The organism is Sulfurovum sp. MH2-6, from assembly GCF_058374785.1.
Genome location: NZ_CM178170.1, coordinates 1334136 through 1348331, shown reverse-complemented (window position 1 = coordinate 1348331; position 14196 = coordinate 1334136). Strand labels below are relative to the sequence as shown.

Genomic DNA, 14196 nt, shown 5'->3' with positions numbered 1-14196 from the left:
ATAGATCGGTCCTATTTGTCTACGATCATAGCTTTAAGCTCAGCTTGAGCCACCAACTTATCATCAACATAAGCTTTCCCGTCTAGGTTCCAGATGGCACCTTTGTTCTTGATGACGTCAAGCTTGTATACAAGTTGGTCTCCCGGCGTTACAGGCGCACGGAATTTTGCTTTGTCAATACTCATAAAATAAACCACTTTTTCAGTATTGCTTGCTTTTTCTTCATCGCTCATACTTTCAAATGCAAGTACACCACCGGCTTGCGCCATACCTTCGATGATCATCACACCGGGAAAGATAGGGTGATCAGGGAAGTGCCCTTGAAATACAGGCTCAGCGATAGTGATGTTTTTATATCCCACGATAGATTGTCCCGCTTCCAGCTCTGTGATTCTGTCAACGAGTAGGAAAGGGTATCTGTGTGGTAAAATGTTTTGAATGTCTGTTACGTTATATAGCAAAATAAACCTCAGGATATTAAATTTTGTAATATTTTATCTAAGTAATGCTAAAAGGTCTATTAGGTAGCAGAGGCTCTAAACAGCTAAGGTTTAGCTGTTTTTATGCGTAACAAGCCAACTCTCAAGAGAGGGGAGAGTGTCGAGCGGTTTTGGCTCACTTTTGATCACCTCTGCAAAGCTTTTAACCCCCATAGAGAGAAGGTACTGAAGGTTATCATCGAAGGTCGCCTCTTCGATCACATAGATGTTCTCTTTGTGCACTTCAAACATATATCCGCCGTTGGGGATAGGGGACATGGAGAGGGTGACCGTGTAGTGGTCTTTGATGATGCTCTCTTTTTGCGAATACATCAGCCCGATATTGTACCCCTCCTTGGCAAATCCCTTTATGACGACGACAAGTACGCGGTTCTCTCCCTCTTTGGAGGAGTTGAAGATGTTGATCAGGTCTTTGATCGTCTTATAGCCCGGCAGTCTGGTCATCAGTGACTCGAAGTAACCGACCAGCCTTGTCTTTATTAGGAGCCCCATCAAGTAGAGAAGAAGTACGAAGATCCCCAGAGCCAGCAGAAACCATAAAAACTTGTGGTGTTCAGGGGTAAACCCGACCGTGGTAAACATCCAGCCGACCAGTGTATCGACCTTGCTGTACATCCAGAGGATCAAGACGACGAAGATCGTAATGGGGAGCAGTCCAAATAGCCCCTGCAGTACGGTATGTGTGAAGTGTTTTAGCGGTTTGTAGTTTTTCATAATGATATCCTTAATTGTATATTATAGATGGAGTAGGAGGATGTCTATTCTCTTCTTCTGTTAATGGCGAAAAAACTAGATCTACATCTTGTAATTTGAACATAAAAGGAGAAATATCTCCTTTTAGAATAATTTTATCTTTCTCACGTAAATAAGCGTATTTAGTATCGTCTAAAGCTTTCATAGTTGTATTATCAAAAGTTTTATTATCTGAGGAAACAGTAAAATCGTAGTGTTTTTTATAACTATTTCTACCACCACTCATATAAGCTTTTTTTTGAATAATTGAAATATTAATATCAGTTTGCTCTCTATTCATTGAATGGAATATTTGAGGAAGGTCATACATGAAAAAAAACCAAAATGCAAAGAAGAAGAGTAAATAGGTGATGCTGTTCTTTTCAGGTTGATTATATTTTTTTTCTAAAAATTGTTTAATAGGTCTGGTAATAACCCCTGCAATTACAAACGAAAAAACAATCAGTATTGGATACCAGGTACCGATATAAAACGTCTTATCTGTTAATCGTCTAAGAATAACAGATACAACGTATATTGCAGGTATATAATAAAGATACTTATATTGAAAGATCAATCCAATCTCTCCACCCACGCCTTAAAATCCGCATCACTCGGCATCCTCCAGTCAGCCCTTGGAGAGAGGCTGATCGTACCGACTTTGGGGCCGTCAGGAATGCATGAGCGTTTGAACTGCTGGGTGAAGAATCGTCTGAGGAACATTACCAGCCACTCTTTGATATGCTCTTCATCGTATTTAGTATCAAACGCTTTTTTCGCCAGGTAGAGAATCTTTTCAGGCTTTGCTCCGTACTTGATAAAGTGGTACAAGAAGAAGTCGTGAAGCTCGTAAGGCCCCACGATAGACTCTGTGTGCTGTACGATCTCATCCTCTTTGTGCGGAAGGAGTTCCGGGCTGATAGGGGTAGCGAGGATATCATCGATGATCGCTGCGATTTTCTCTTCGGATTTGAAGTACTCGATCACATACTGCACCAGTGTTTTCGGGATACTTGCGTTGAGTGAGTACATACTCATATGATCGCCGTTATAGGTCGACCATCCAAGGGCCACTTCACTGAGGTCCCCCGTACCTATGACGAGTCCTCCGATCTTGTTGGCTGTGTTCATCAGGATAGAGGTTCGAGCCCTTGCCTGAACATTCTCATAGGTCACGGTATGTTCATCGGGGTCATGTCCTATCGCTTCGAATTCATTGAGCGAAAGGTCGGTGATATTAACGGTTTTGAGTGTCACACCCAAAGCTTCACAAAGCTTCTCTGCATTGCTCTTGGTTCGTGTGGTGGTACCGAAACCCGGCATGGTGATCGCTACGATATCTTTATGGTCCCATCCCATGATCGCAAAGGCTCTGTGGGTAGAGAGCAGGGCAAGGGTGGAGTCCAGTCCACCTGAGATCCCGATCACGGCTTTTTGGATATGGGCATGTGTCATACGTTTGATAAGCCCGTGTGCCTGTATCTGTACGATCTCATCGCACCGTGCCTGCTTGTCAGCATACTGAGAAGGTACGAACGGCATAGGGTTGATCTCACGTTCTATGTCGCGGATCGCAGGAGTAGGGGCTACTTTGATGGTGCGTACAGGCTTGCGTCTGCCGTCACTGAAACTTGTCTCATTGAGCCTGAGCCATCTGAGACGCTCCAGGTCGACATCTGCCGTGATCAGGTGGCTATCCATCCTGAAACGTTCATTTTGTTTAACGGTCGTACCGTATTCGCTGATGATCGCATGTCCGCCGAAGACGGTATCTGTCGTTGACTCTCCCACACCTGCCGAGCTATAGACATAGGCAGCCATACAGCGTCCACTCTGTGTACGGACCAACTCTTCACGGTACTCGTGTTTCCCTATCAGTTCATTGCTTGCCGAGAGGTTGAAGATCAGGTTGGCTCCGTTACTTGCCATGTGGTTACTCGGAGGAGTCACGGCCCAGAGGTCTTCACAGATCTCTACGCCGAAGGTCATCTCTTTGCCGTCACTGAAGAGAAGATCGACACCGAACGGCACCTCTTCATTTATCACTGTAGTAGTAGAGCGTACGATATCCCTACCGCTTACAAATTGGCGTTTTTCATAGAACTCTTTTTTGTTCGGCAGGTAGCTTTTGGGAACGAGTCCGAGAATCTTGCCGTTTTGCATTACGATCGCACAGTTATAGAGCCTATCGGCTTCAAGGTGCGCATATCCGAGGATTGCAACAGTATCGATCTCTTTTATATTATCTAATATCTCATTCAGCGCATCCTCTTGGGACTGCAGCAGGGTCTGGTTGAGTAAAAGATCACTGGCAGTGTATCCTGTGAGTGTGAGCTCCGGAAATACAATGACAGAAACCTCTTTTTGATGTGCCTCTTTTATAAGTGAGATCACCTCTTTGGCATTTTTGGCAGGATTTGCTACGGTAGTTTGATTGACTGCAGATGCAACACGGTAGTATCCGAACATGAGTGTCCTTTAAATAAGTGTCATTCCCGACTTGCACCGCAAGGGTATTACCTGCGGGCATCGGGAATCTAGAGTTAAGATCCCCGGATCAAGTCCGAGGATGACAAAAGTGATATGAGGGGTCAACCCCATTATTAAAGTGGTTATGCTCTTTCAGCAAAGATCTCGATAGATTCGATCGCATCATTTTGTTCGATCTTGTCAAGCACCATGAAGCTCTCAGTGTCATTTTCTTCGATACCGCCGAATACCGTGTGAACACCGTCAAGGTGTGGCGTCGGTACGAAAGTGATGAAGAACTGGCTACCGCCTGTATTTGGTCCTGCGTGTGCCATAGAGAGTGCACCACGTCTGTGTGCATGTGTACTTATGTCAGTCTCACAGTCGATACACCAGTCCGGACCGCCTGTTCCGGCCATAGCAGGGTTACCGCCAGGTCCAGAGTGCGGACATCCTCCCTGAGCCATAAATCCAGGGATCACTCTGTGGAATTTAAGGTTGTTGTAGAACCCTTCATTTGCAAGGTGTGCAAAGTTTGCTACGGTGTTCGGTGCATCTTCACCGTATAGTTTTACCCAGATTACACCTTTGCTTGTTGTGATCTTCGCATAGTTATATGTCTCCATTACATCTTGAGGGATATCATATCTCTTTGTTTCGCTTCTTCTTCCAAACATAGTCGTTTAGTCCTTAGTTATGAATTTTAAAGTATAATTATAGCACTAATTATTTAACCCCGTTTCAGAGGTTACGAATGGTGCAGACCATGACCTCCTGTCATTCCCGACTCCGATCGGGAATCTACACGTTAAAGTCTGGTTACTTTCAGGTGCTCGTTTCCATGGGAATGATGGCAGTGTAAGCGGGATACAAAAAGGAAAATAATGGAACTATGTGTGGCACTTGACCTCCCTTCAGCTGAGGAAAACCTGGCTCTGGCAGAGTCTCTCAAATCGTATGATGTCTGGATGAAAGTAGGTTTCAGATCGTATATCCGTGACGGAAAGCCGTTTATCGAAGCGCTTAAAGCGATCAACCCTGACTTCAAGATATTTTTGGACCTTAAACTCTATGATATCCCCAATACGATGGCAGATGCGGCAGAAGAGATCGCAAAGATCGGTGTAGATATGTTCAACATCCATGCAAGTGCAGGACCAATAGCGATGAAAACAGTGATGGAGAGACTATCAAGCTATGAGAACCGTCCTCTGGTACTGGCTGTGACTGCACTCACTTCGTTTGATGAAGAGAACTTTCAGACGATCTATGAGAAAAGTATCGATGAGAAGGCTGAACAGTTTGCGAAGATGAGTTATGAGAACGGGCTTGACGGTGTGGTGTGCAGTACATTTGAGAGCAGGGCGATCAAAAAGGCTACATCAGATACGTTCTTGACTTTATGTCCCGGGATCAGACCGTTTGGTGAAGATGCAGGGGATCAGCAGCGTGTTGCAACACTGGAACTGGCAAATGAGGAGGGGGTTGACTATCCTGTAGTGGGGCGTCCTATCTATAAAGAGAGTAACCCTCAGGCAAAAGTAGAGCAGATTCTTGAAGTGATCTCAAACTTCTAGTCTGCTTTTATACATTAAATACTGACAGAAGTCCTACTCGGACTTCTGCACCTTCTGTGGATTTGCCATATTGACGGCCTGGTCCATACCCAACTTCATAAAATACGCACCGATAGCAAAAAGTGCCAAGATAATAAGCGGAATAAATTTCTTTAACATTGTTACACCTGAATTGATAAATTTTTCTCTGTAATCATACTATATAAATCATTACATCAATCAAGTTTTAAAAATATATGAAAAAAAGAGAGAAAAAAGATTTTTTTAAGCTTTACTTTAAGTTTCATGGACTATAATCTCACCCACAAAACGCATGGACAGTTGGGTGAGTTGGCTGAAACCACACCCCTGCTAAGGGTGCGTACCTTTACGGGTACCGAGGGTTCGAATCCCTCACTGTCCGCCATTTATTCACAAAAATTCCAACAAACAACGTATTATAGGCATTTGACAGACTTTTTAAGGTTTGGTAATTTTATGCTTTGGCAACCTATTGGTAACCATTTTAAAAATCTAAAGAAAAACTTTATACTTTAAAAGCATCCATTCAAATCATTGAATTAAAATTCGTTTATTAGTTCTTTTATATATGAAGAGTCAACCTTATTTCTATTATATTGATATGAATTTTCACCTTCTTCCTCACCAATGACTTTAGGAGTTTTAATATCAGTGTTAATACTTAATACCACTGTAAGAGCATTACCAATATTTGTTTTTTCAGATGTATGAAATATACCTGCATCAATTGTATATATTTCACCTTCTGCATATGTTTCTTTTTTTGAAATTTTGTAACTAATATGCTGTTCTGATTTTGTCATTAAGGATTGGTTTTCGATGTATTTTACATCGTAAAAACATTTTGTTGATGAATTATCATTAATAACATCATATTCTATATTTGTTATTTCTCCTTTTAAAACCCAACTTTTTAAATCAAAGATGTGGTCATGTATATTCCAATATGGTAATTGCTTTTTCCCACCATCTTTTGGCCAAATATGAATCCTTATTTTTTCTCTGCCATTATTTAAATAAGTACCTATAATAAAACCTAAGGGATGCCAAAAAAAATCTATTTGGGCTATTTGAACTTTATTTAAAAGTGTTTTAGCATTAATAGTTCCTGTATCAAGTTGACTACAAAAGTCTTTTATCTCTGTAGAAACTGATTTATTATGCATAAGGGTTCTCAGGATTTTTTATAAGATTAGATATTGTTTTTAAATCTAGATTTTCAATATCATTTGAAGGTAAAATATTAATATGTTGTAAATACTCTTTTAATTCATTTTCAGTAAATTTTACTTTATCTAAACTAGAAATTTCTTCATCTATAGTTACTTTTTTTGATTGTCTTTCAATTAATCTTACCTCATCTTTATAAGAATCATAAAAATAAGTTCCTATGTCTGCTCTTAATGCAGTTGCCTCTTTATCTTCCTTGGTAATCACTACATAAAAGTCAGATATATCCAGCCTAAAAGATGAAAAAGTATCTATTAAATGTATTGTTATTCTTAATAAGGGCTCGTCATGCTGTGTAATAAGGGCACTCACAATGGTTGCAATTACTTCATTTTGGACTCTTTTAGAATCCCATGGTTTTGATTTACTTGCAGACTTTAAACTTCTTCTATATGTAGCATACTCTTCACATAGTTTTGTATTGTCAGGATTAATCAAGCATATACGAATATCTCTACCAATACTTTCATGTCTTGCTGCCTCAGCCATTAAAGGTAAAGTAGAAGAACGAGTATATCTACCTGTCGCCCCCTTAAAAATCCAACTTCTAGAATCTTGGGTAGCGTTTTTTAATAGTTTTGAGATTTCTTTTGGTTCTAAAACTTCCATTTTCGACTTTTTAACAATCTTGGGAGTGAACCAAAAAATAAATATACCAATAAAAATTGTAACTATTAAAGATGTAGAAAATTTATCCAATAAAGAAGCTATAAACTTAGGCCATTCTAATGATAAGTTTGGGTCAGCCAAAGGAAGTAAAAATAAACGTACCAGAATGACAACTATTAGTAACAATATAACTGTTGTAAAAAATGGACGCTTATAATGTTCTTTTTCTAATATTTTTTGCATATTAATTCCCCTTCTTCCATAAAAAGTAATTTATTATAGCTAATATTCATTACTAACGATAAGAAGTATAAAGGTGCTGTTTAATATTACATTTTAATAATATTGTCTGTTGAAATCACACTCACTGCAAATCCCCATATTTGATTTATAATTAGTATATAAACATTCATAAAAAGGATTGATATGTACTTATCATCTGAAGCACAAGAGAAGCTAAAAGCACTCGCTAAAAAAGAGCAGAGAAATCCCAGTCAACAACTTTTGGTCATTATAGACCACTACGAAAATAACAGAGGTTAAGCACGATGAACGTGGGAGACTTCTTCTTATCATTTGTACCACGTTCTCACGTCTCCTCTATGAGAGAAGTACACCTTCTCTCTGTTTATAAAAAGGAATGTAATGAAAAAAGAACTAAAAATAGACCATTTTGAATTGATACTCAGTGAAGGTAGAACAGTTGAATCAGTAAAGTATATGAAAGATGAAATCATTAAACGCTCAGTAAAAGAGCTGGAGGATATCCAAGACCCTGAAGAGCTTTTGAGACTACGTAAACAGTATAGAGAAGATATCAGCAGTAAAGAGACGTTCATCAAACAACAAAAGGCACGATTCACTAAAAACAATAAGCAAAGGGATAAAGACCTTGCTACATGGAATGAGTTTACCAGTGAATTCTCAGAACTATGTAGGAAGCATGGAGTATCGTTTGATAGTGTTCCAATTCATTTGGGATATGGACGTACTTTTGCTGAAAAGTTATCGACTATCAAACCAGACAGCTTTGTGAGCATTGATAATCAAAGAATACCTCAAAAGAAAAGCGATTCTATCTTAGATGATGACCTCAAAGTTTTGTTTGAAGCAAGAGTGAGAGCCGACCTTTTAGAACAAATCATTGAACGTAAACATAAAGCTATGAAAGAGCTTTTTTCTCCAGCCCCAGAGTAAGTAAAAGGTAAGTGATTATGACCAAACAGCAACATGACTTCTGTATAGCCTTTGTAGAGACCAGAAGCGTGAAAGAATCCGCTTTGAAGGCTGGGTATAGTGAATCCTATGCCTCTACTAAAGCTTACAACCTTCTCAAAGAGCCTGAAATCATGGATAAAATCGCTTACCTTGAGAAATCCTACTACCAAGAGCAGTTCAAAGACCTAGCACTTGATAGCGTGAAAAACCTCAAAGATATCATTGGTGATGATACAAATAGAGCAACACAACTCAATGCAATCAAGTATGCTCTTTCAATGGCTGGAATAGCTGATGAAAGTGCTGAGTCTGGAACAATTGAAATCAAAGTGAAATTACCTGATGGTTTATGATATTGACCTCTCAGACCTACAAAGTGCTATGACCCCTAAGGGGTATGAAGCACTCAGTATCAAAACAAGATATCTTATCTCTTACGGTGGTGCTGGTTCTGGTAAATCCTACAGCACTGCTCAAAAGGTACTCTTTAGAATCCTCACTGAAAATGGTCATAGATTCTTGATAGCTAGAAAAACAGCCAGAAGCCTAAAGCGTTCAGTATTCCAGCTCTTTAGGGATATTATCAGTAAATGGGGGTTAAGTGACCTCTTTATAATAAATCTTTCAGACCTTTCCATTACTTGTAAGGCAAATCAAAATCAACTCATCATGAGTGGTTTGGATGATGTTGAAAAGCTAAAGTCTATTACTGGTATTACATCCATTTGGATAGAAGAAGCCAGTGAGATAACACAAGAGGACTTTATCCAGCTAGATTTGAGGCTTAGAGGGCATACAGAGCACTATAAACAGATTATCATGACCTTCAACCCTACCAGCTCTAAATCGTGGTTAAAAGCCCGTTTCTTTGATAATATCGATAAAGATGCAACTATCATTCATAGTACTTACCTTGATAACCCTTTTTTAGATGAGAGATACAAGCAGGTGCTTCATGACCTTATAGGACAGAATAAGAACCTTCATGATATCTATACAAAAGGTATCTGGGGTGATAGAACGGGGCTTATCTATCCAGAGTATGAACTTATTGAAGAGCTACCAGAGGATTATGAGTTTAAGACCTATGGTATTGACTTTGGGTTCAATCACCCACAAGCACTTGTTGAAGCAAGAGTTACCAAAGATACAATCTATGTAAAAGAGCTGTTCTATAAGAGTCAAACCCTAGTTACTGACCTGATAAGTTTTATGAAGCGTGATGGTATCAAAACAGATAGCATCATCTATGCTGACTCAGCAAACCCAGATAAGATACAAACGATAGTTAATGCAGGGTATAGACGATGTAAACCAGCTAAAAAAGATGTACTTGCAGGGATTGACCATATCAAGAGCAAAAAGCTCTATGTGACCGCTGATAGTATAAACCTTATCAAAGAGCTTGAATCCTACTCATGGAAGCTTGATAAAAACGGTGAAGCAATGGAAGTACCAGCCAAGCTTTTTGATGATGCACTGGATGCTTTACGTTATGCAGTCTTTACAGGTGAAAAGATAAAGATATCCATAGCCCAAGCAGGAAGGAGAAAGCATGATAGTTTCAAAGAATATGGAAGTGCTGGAGGATTCAGCGGATATGACTCTGGAAATATGAGAGGGTTTTAACTCATAATTCAAAGTATAAAATTATCTTAATAGGATATACTTTTTTGGAATATTTATTAAAAAAGGGGAAAAATAATGTTACTAACACCTTCAGAGTTAAGAACAGTTATTTCGGTTGGCGGTAATTTAATATTAGATGCAAGAAGGTATACTCCTAGTGAGATGAGAACTTTTGTTTCACTTGCTAAAGCAAATAATACACAGATAACGGTTAGAAACCCACATAAATACACGGCATCTGAAATTAGGTCTATTGCTTCTACTGGAGCAAATGGAACAGTTACTTTTGATTATGCAGACTTTATTACTACTTAACTAAAAAATTCAGAGGAATAACCTCTGAATGGTCTCATCTAAATACTTACTTTCCATCAGCAAATCCATCAATGAGTTTTTCTCGTTTAACTTTTTCAATGGTTCCTTTATTGATAGCAAATAATGTCTTAATAATTGCATCATAATAATTCTTAAATATTTTCTCAGTAAAAGGCATGACTTCACCTTCCCATTCAGATAAAGAAGGAAAATCTGATGCATCTTTAGAATCAATTTCACCATTACGATGTAAAATAATATTTCTTACTCTATTTGCTTCAGCAAGATTATTGATATGAATTTCTTCTATATCAATTTGAACACCAAACCATGCAAATATAGTTTTTAATCTTAGAAAATAATCTATACCAGTATTTTCTGTAAGTTGTTTAGCCTTCAACTCCAATTTTGATGCTAACTCAAAACATATTGATTTGGTCCATGGCCATTCTTCAATACTATATGGTGTTTTTTTAAATTTTGTTAATATAACTTCGGCACTAGTACGGTCATTTTCAATAAAATCAGAAAAACAATTTTCTAGTCCAGCCTCGAATGAAGACCATATACCAATAAATGAATGAAGATATAGTTCATGAAAGCCTTCTGACTCCATTTTTTTAGTCCAATTTGATAGTTCTTTTGCATTTGCTAAAATCATATCTTTTTGAGGAACTACTTCACCTGTTTTATTTTCCATCAAATGAATTAAATTATTTTGAATATCATAATAATTAGATGAATGTCTTATACACTTTCTATAATTTGATATAAGGAAGAAGTCTTTGATAATAAATGAGCTAGTCATTTGCATTGCATAAAAAGGCCATCCCTTTTTAGGGTCTGTTCCTAATTTAGGTTTTTTGAGACTATACATAATGTACTCTTTTAATTTTTTAGTCGTTTGTATGTAGTTAAATGCTTAAAATAATAAGAGCACACTTGCCCTCACTATTTAAGCTTGAAAAGATTAATGTATTTGTTCAGGAAGAGGTGTACTATGATTACATGTACACGTAGGACTCAATGTTCCATCACAACATACTTGCCTTCCACTGTCATTACATCCACACACCCCACCATGATGAGAACAACATCCACGTTTAGCAAGTTTTTTGTCCTCAACTTGTTTATGAGATGCTTGTTGTATTGGATTATTCATTTTATTCGTATCTGGAAAAGTTGTATTTGCGAATACAATAACACTCAACATTATTAATAGGCTACTAAGTTTTTTCATTTCTACCCCTTTCTTTTTTTTAGTTTATCACAAAGAGTAAAGATAAACAAAATAGTTAAATAGTTTTAGGCTAGAATAGACATAAGAATAAAAAAGGGGGTTTGAAGATGGGTTTTTACATTCGAAAAGCTATTAGTGTTGGTCCGTTTAGATTTAATCTATCAAAATCAGGTATAGGGGTATCTGCTGGTATTACTGGGTTTCGTGTAGGAACTGGTCCACGTGGTAATTATGTTCATATGGGGCGTGGAGGCTTATATTATAGGCAAACATTACCATCATCGGGAAGCAATACTTCTGATGGGAATTCTAGTCATCCAGAGTTACACGAAAGATATGAAGAGCTTGAACATGAACCACTAACCGAGATTGAAAGTGGTGACATTGCTAAGATGGTTGATTCTTCTTCAGCAGGACTAGTTGCTGAAATGAATGAAAAGAGAAAAAAGGTACGGATATGGCCCTTTGTTGCAGGATTTGGTCTTTTAGTTACATTGTTTACTTTGAATAAATCAGATTCGGCAACTCCTGCAATAATCTTTGCGATTCTTACTACAGTATTAACCTATCTAGCTTCCATCAAAGATAGTCTTAGAAAAACGACAGTTATTTTTTATGAACTAGAACCAGATATTGAATCTCTGTTTCAAAAATTACATGATGCATTTAATAAGATTTCATCATCATCAAGAAAGTGGCATATTGAGGCAGAGGGTGGGGTGAAGGACAGAAAACGTAATGCAGGTGCTACAAGTGTTATTAAAAGAACATCAATATCTTTAGAAAGAGGGAACCCACCTTATGTAAAAACCAATATTGCTATCCCATCTATTCCTGTAGGGAATCAGACTTTATATTTTTTTCCAGATAAGGTTTTAGTATTTGAGTCTAATAAAGTTGGTGCAGTCAGTTATCCACATTTAAATATATTGGTAGAAAATACAAGATTTATAGAAGAAGAAAGTGTACCCAAGGATGCAAAAGTAGTTGATACAACTTGGAAATATGTTAATAAACGTGGAGGACCTGATAAGCGATTTAAGGATAACCGAGAATTACCAATTGCTCTATATGAAGATATACACTTTACAAGTGATACAGGACTAAATGAACGTATTGAAGTCTCAAAAGTTGGTTTTGGTGATGACTTTGTAGATGCTATTACATTATTGGCTAAGGGTATTTAACTAGATAAAGTAATATTTGTTAGTTTTTATATATCCACTCTTATGTTAACCATTAAATCACGTCTACACTGTAAACTTGAATTTTATCGTCAATTTTGAAACCTTAAATGACTCTAGAGACCCCTAAAATAGGGGAGGTAGTTTTTTCGTCAGGCTTTAAACTTAAATCAATTATTATAAAAAAATGCGGTGCTTTTTCTTTGGAAAAGCATCTATCTCTTTTTGGGTATTTGTATTTATCTATGGGGTATTTATATTTTATCTACTGGGTATTTGTTGTAGATTTACCGCTCACGGTGCAAACCGCTTACGGATAAACTAAGGAGTGGTGAAAATATTCTCAGTTTTAGTTTGGAGTGTTTTTAGTACGGCACTAAAACTATACTTGTAGTTATCAGCCAAACTCATAATGACCTCATGCACATTATCTGTGGTCACAGTATAGTCAAGCTCATACTCTCCTCTATCTGCCATTGCCTTTGCGATAAGGTGTCTATCTTCATTAAAATAGAATATCTCTGCACAGAGTGTCGCATCCTGTCCATTGACCATTGCATCGAATTCAAACATCTTATTGGCTTCAAGCTCTTCATAGGGGTGTGAGTTGTTCCAAAGAAGTTCTTTGGCTATTTTGTACTGTGTTGACAAATTATCCTCCTGATAAAATAGCTTGTCTAATGTCTCTGGCTTCCAAACAAACTTCACTTCGATATATCGTTTTGCAAATGTACCGCTTCCTGAGCGGTCTTGGATAACCTCTATAAGGTCTAATTCTGCAAGAAACTTCTTGATTTTTGGTAGCAGGGATTGACCTATCCCTGTACCTTTCATAATAAAAGTATCTGTTGCATATACCCTAATGTTCTTTTGTCGCCTTGCAGTGTGATATAAAAACGCATACACTGCATAGGTATAGCCTGTATAGTTTTTCTCTTCACTATCTTTGAAATAGTTGAAGATTTTTGACATGATGTCATCATGTATCACTACAGGTAGCACCTTATCGGTGGTAGGAAGTAAGCTACTCATCTTTATTTCCATAAGAAGCAATAATGAGATAAATGCTCTTCTTTACTTTTTCCCAACTGTTATTGAGTAAAAGCTCCATTATCTTTATCCTGTCTGCTTCATTGGTGACAATGGTAGCTATTGTCTCCATCTTTTCAAGACTGAGTTTAGTATGGGTCTGGTAGACGATTGTTGCTAATGCTTTACTGTTTGAGTGAGCGATTGTGAGTAGGCTACTCTTTTTGGCATCGTCTATCTTTCTCCACCCTCGATTTATAGTGATGTTTGTAGCAAGTGATTTCCACTCATCACTTATATCCATCTCTTCGATAGTGGCTACATTAGCACGTAGCTCTCTAATCTTCAGTTCTAATTGTTCTTGTGGTATTGGTAGATGTTGAGTTATTATTGTTCTATTAGCTGGAAATACCATAATTCATCCTTTGAAATTTCGTAGTTTT

18 protein-coding genes and 1 tRNA gene are annotated in these 14196 nt (G+C 37.8%); 7 read left to right on the top strand and 12 right to left on the bottom strand.

Features of this window, described 5'->3' with window-relative positions; genetic code table 11:
- Positions 1–11: 11 nt before the first annotated feature.
- The 5 genes from fabZ to AC4JOV_RS06940 all read right to left on the bottom strand — a co-directional run bounded on the left by fabZ (position 12) and on the right by AC4JOV_RS06940 (position 4378).
- A complete protein-coding gene (gene fabZ / locus AC4JOV_RS06960) occupies positions 12–461 on the bottom strand; it encodes a 3-hydroxyacyl-ACP dehydratase FabZ (RefSeq protein ID WP_229938309.1) in 450 nt (149 codons plus the stop codon).
- Positions 462–551: 90 nt separating this feature from the next.
- Positions 552–1214, bottom strand: coding sequence for a DUF502 domain-containing protein (locus tag AC4JOV_RS06955; protein ID WP_229938310.1), 663 nt, complete (start codon positions 1212–1214; stop codon positions 552–554).
- Positions 1215–1224: 10 nt separating this feature from the next.
- Positions 1225–1827, bottom strand: coding sequence for a hypothetical protein (locus tag AC4JOV_RS06950; protein ID WP_229938311.1), 603 nt, complete (start codon positions 1825–1827; stop codon positions 1225–1227).
- The gene (locus AC4JOV_RS06945) at positions 1806–3701 is read right to left on the bottom strand and encodes an NAD(+) synthase (RefSeq protein ID WP_229938312.1); all 1896 of its coding nucleotides are present in this window, start codon (positions 3699–3701) and stop codon (positions 1806–1808) included. The genes AC4JOV_RS06950 and AC4JOV_RS06945 overlap by 22 nt, the downstream gene beginning before the upstream one ends.
- 143 nt (positions 3702–3844) lie before the next feature.
- On the bottom strand, positions 3845–4378 hold the full coding sequence (locus AC4JOV_RS06940) for a peptidylprolyl isomerase (protein ID WP_229938313.1): 534 nt from the start codon (positions 4376–4378) through the stop codon (positions 3845–3847).
- A gap of 207 nt (positions 4379–4585) precedes the next feature.
- On the opposite strand from AC4JOV_RS06940, the gene pyrF reads away from it, so the two are divergent.
- A complete protein-coding gene (pyrF, locus tag AC4JOV_RS06935; RefSeq protein WP_229938314.1) occupies positions 4586–5278 on the top strand; it encodes an orotidine-5'-phosphate decarboxylase in 693 nt (230 codons plus the stop codon).
- 33 nt (positions 5279–5311) lie between these two features.
- Here the strand turns inward: pyrF and AC4JOV_RS06930 are convergent, their stop codons facing one another.
- Entirely contained in the window at positions 5312–5437 is a 126-nt protein-coding gene (locus tag AC4JOV_RS06930; protein WP_256444121.1) for a hypothetical protein, read from the bottom strand.
- A 156-nt stretch (positions 5438–5593) separates the two neighbouring features.
- Between AC4JOV_RS06930 and AC4JOV_RS06925 the strand changes: the two genes are divergently transcribed.
- A tRNA-Ser gene (locus tag AC4JOV_RS06925) sits at positions 5594–5684 on the top strand.
- A gap of 154 nt (positions 5685–5838) precedes the next feature.
- Here the strand turns inward: AC4JOV_RS06925 and AC4JOV_RS06920 are convergent.
- Positions 5839–6465 carry a hypothetical protein gene (locus AC4JOV_RS06920; RefSeq protein ID WP_229938315.1) on the bottom strand — a complete coding sequence of 209 codons (627 nt, stop codon included), beginning with the start codon at positions 6463–6465 and terminating at the stop codon, positions 5839–5841.
- Positions 6458–7381: a hypothetical protein gene (locus AC4JOV_RS06915; RefSeq protein WP_229938316.1), complete on the bottom strand. Its 924-nt coding sequence runs from the start codon at positions 7379–7381 to the stop codon at positions 6458–6460. Before AC4JOV_RS06915 ends, AC4JOV_RS06920 begins: the two co-directional genes overlap by 8 nt.
- Positions 7382–7783: 402 nt before the next feature.
- Here AC4JOV_RS06915 and AC4JOV_RS06910 point away from each other — a divergent pair, with 402 nt between their 5' ends.
- The 4 genes from AC4JOV_RS06910 to AC4JOV_RS06895 all read left to right on the top strand — a co-directional run bounded on the left by AC4JOV_RS06910 (position 7784) and on the right by AC4JOV_RS06895 (position 10300).
- Positions 7784–8335 carry a hypothetical protein gene (locus AC4JOV_RS06910; RefSeq protein WP_229938317.1) on the top strand — a complete coding sequence of 184 codons (552 nt, stop codon included), beginning with the start codon at positions 7784–7786 and terminating at the stop codon, positions 8333–8335.
- Between the two features lie 17 nt (positions 8336–8352).
- Positions 8353–8709: a terminase small subunit gene (locus AC4JOV_RS06905; protein ID WP_229938318.1), complete on the top strand. Its 357-nt coding sequence runs from the start codon at positions 8353–8355 to the stop codon at positions 8707–8709.
- On the top strand, positions 8699–9985 hold the full coding sequence (locus tag AC4JOV_RS06900) for a PBSX family phage terminase large subunit (protein ID WP_229938319.1): 1287 nt from the start codon (positions 8699–8701) through the stop codon (positions 9983–9985). The genes AC4JOV_RS06905 and AC4JOV_RS06900 overlap by 11 nt, the downstream gene beginning before the upstream one ends.
- A gap of 75 nt (positions 9986–10060) precedes the next feature.
- On the top strand, positions 10061–10300 hold the full coding sequence (locus AC4JOV_RS06895; RefSeq protein ID WP_229938320.1) for a hypothetical protein: 240 nt from the start codon (positions 10061–10063) through the stop codon (positions 10298–10300).
- Between the two features lie 46 nt (positions 10301–10346).
- Here AC4JOV_RS06895 and AC4JOV_RS06890 read toward each other — a convergent pair whose 3' ends face one another.
- The gene (locus AC4JOV_RS06890) at positions 10347–11177 is read right to left on the bottom strand and encodes a hypothetical protein (protein ID WP_229938321.1); all 831 of its coding nucleotides are present in this window, start codon (positions 11175–11177) and stop codon (positions 10347–10349) included.
- A 93-nt stretch (positions 11178–11270) separates the two neighbouring features.
- Entirely contained in the window at positions 11271–11540 is a 270-nt protein-coding gene (locus AC4JOV_RS06885; RefSeq protein WP_229938322.1) for a hypothetical protein, read from the bottom strand.
- A 107-nt stretch (positions 11541–11647) separates the two neighbouring features.
- On the opposite strand from AC4JOV_RS06885, the gene AC4JOV_RS06880 reads away from it, so the two are divergent.
- On the top strand, positions 11648–12727 hold the full coding sequence (locus tag AC4JOV_RS06880) for a DUF4236 domain-containing protein (protein WP_229938323.1): 1080 nt from the start codon (positions 11648–11650) through the stop codon (positions 12725–12727).
- Between the two features lie 318 nt (positions 12728–13045).
- Here the strand turns inward: AC4JOV_RS06880 and AC4JOV_RS06875 are convergent, their stop codons facing one another.
- Complete coding sequence (locus AC4JOV_RS06875) at positions 13046–13756, bottom strand: hypothetical protein (protein ID WP_229938324.1); 711 nt, start codon at positions 13754–13756, stop codon at positions 13046–13048.
- Positions 13749–14168, bottom strand: coding sequence for a hypothetical protein (locus AC4JOV_RS06870; RefSeq protein WP_229938325.1), 420 nt, complete (start codon positions 14166–14168; stop codon positions 13749–13751). The genes AC4JOV_RS06875 and AC4JOV_RS06870 overlap by 8 nt, the downstream gene beginning before the upstream one ends.
- Positions 14169–14196 lie beyond the last annotated feature (28 nt).

Bases quoted from the DNA above. Each gene is read 5' to 3' on its own strand.
- AC4JOV_RS06955 (WP_229938310.1), bottom strand. From the start codon at position 1,214: ATGAAAAACTACAAACCGCTAAAACACTTCACACATACCGTACTGCAG.
- AC4JOV_RS06945 (WP_229938312.1), bottom strand. From the start codon at position 3,701: ATGTTCGGATACTACCGTGTTGCATCTGCAGTCAATCAAACTACCGTA.
- AC4JOV_RS06940 (WP_229938313.1), bottom strand. From the start codon at position 4,378: ATGTTTGGAAGAAGAAGCGAAACAAAGAGATATGATATCCCTCAAGAT.
- pyrF (WP_229938314.1), top strand. From the start codon at position 4,586: ATGGAACTATGTGTGGCACTTGACCTCCCTTCAGCTGAGGAAAACCTG.
- AC4JOV_RS06930 (WP_256444121.1), bottom strand. From the start codon at position 5,437: ATGTTAAAGAAATTTATTCCGCTTATTATCTTGGCACTTTTTGCTATC.
- AC4JOV_RS06920 (WP_229938315.1), bottom strand. From the start codon at position 6,465: ATGCATAATAAATCAGTTTCTACAGAGATAAAAGACTTTTGTAGTCAA.
- AC4JOV_RS06915 (WP_229938316.1), bottom strand. From the start codon at position 7,381: ATGCAAAAAATATTAGAAAAAGAACATTATAAGCGTCCATTTTTTACA.
- AC4JOV_RS06910 (WP_229938317.1), top strand. From the start codon at position 7,784: ATGAAAAAAGAACTAAAAATAGACCATTTTGAATTGATACTCAGTGAA.
- AC4JOV_RS06905 (WP_229938318.1), top strand. From the start codon at position 8,353: ATGACCAAACAGCAACATGACTTCTGTATAGCCTTTGTAGAGACCAGA.
- AC4JOV_RS06900 (WP_229938319.1), top strand. From the start codon at position 8,699: ATGGTTTATGATATTGACCTCTCAGACCTACAAAGTGCTATGACCCCT.
- AC4JOV_RS06895 (WP_229938320.1), top strand. From the start codon at position 10,061: ATGTTACTAACACCTTCAGAGTTAAGAACAGTTATTTCGGTTGGCGGT.
- AC4JOV_RS06890 (WP_229938321.1), bottom strand. From the start codon at position 11,177: ATGTATAGTCTCAAAAAACCTAAATTAGGAACAGACCCTAAAAAGGGA.
- AC4JOV_RS06885 (WP_229938322.1), bottom strand. From the start codon at position 11,540: ATGAAAAAACTTAGTAGCCTATTAATAATGTTGAGTGTTATTGTATTC.
- AC4JOV_RS06880 (WP_229938323.1), top strand. From the start codon at position 11,648: ATGGGTTTTTACATTCGAAAAGCTATTAGTGTTGGTCCGTTTAGATTT.
- AC4JOV_RS06875 (WP_229938324.1), bottom strand. From the start codon at position 13,756: ATGAGTAGCTTACTTCCTACCACCGATAAGGTGCTACCTGTAGTGATA.
- AC4JOV_RS06870 (WP_229938325.1), bottom strand. From the start codon at position 14,168: ATGGTATTTCCAGCTAATAGAACAATAATAACTCAACATCTACCAATA.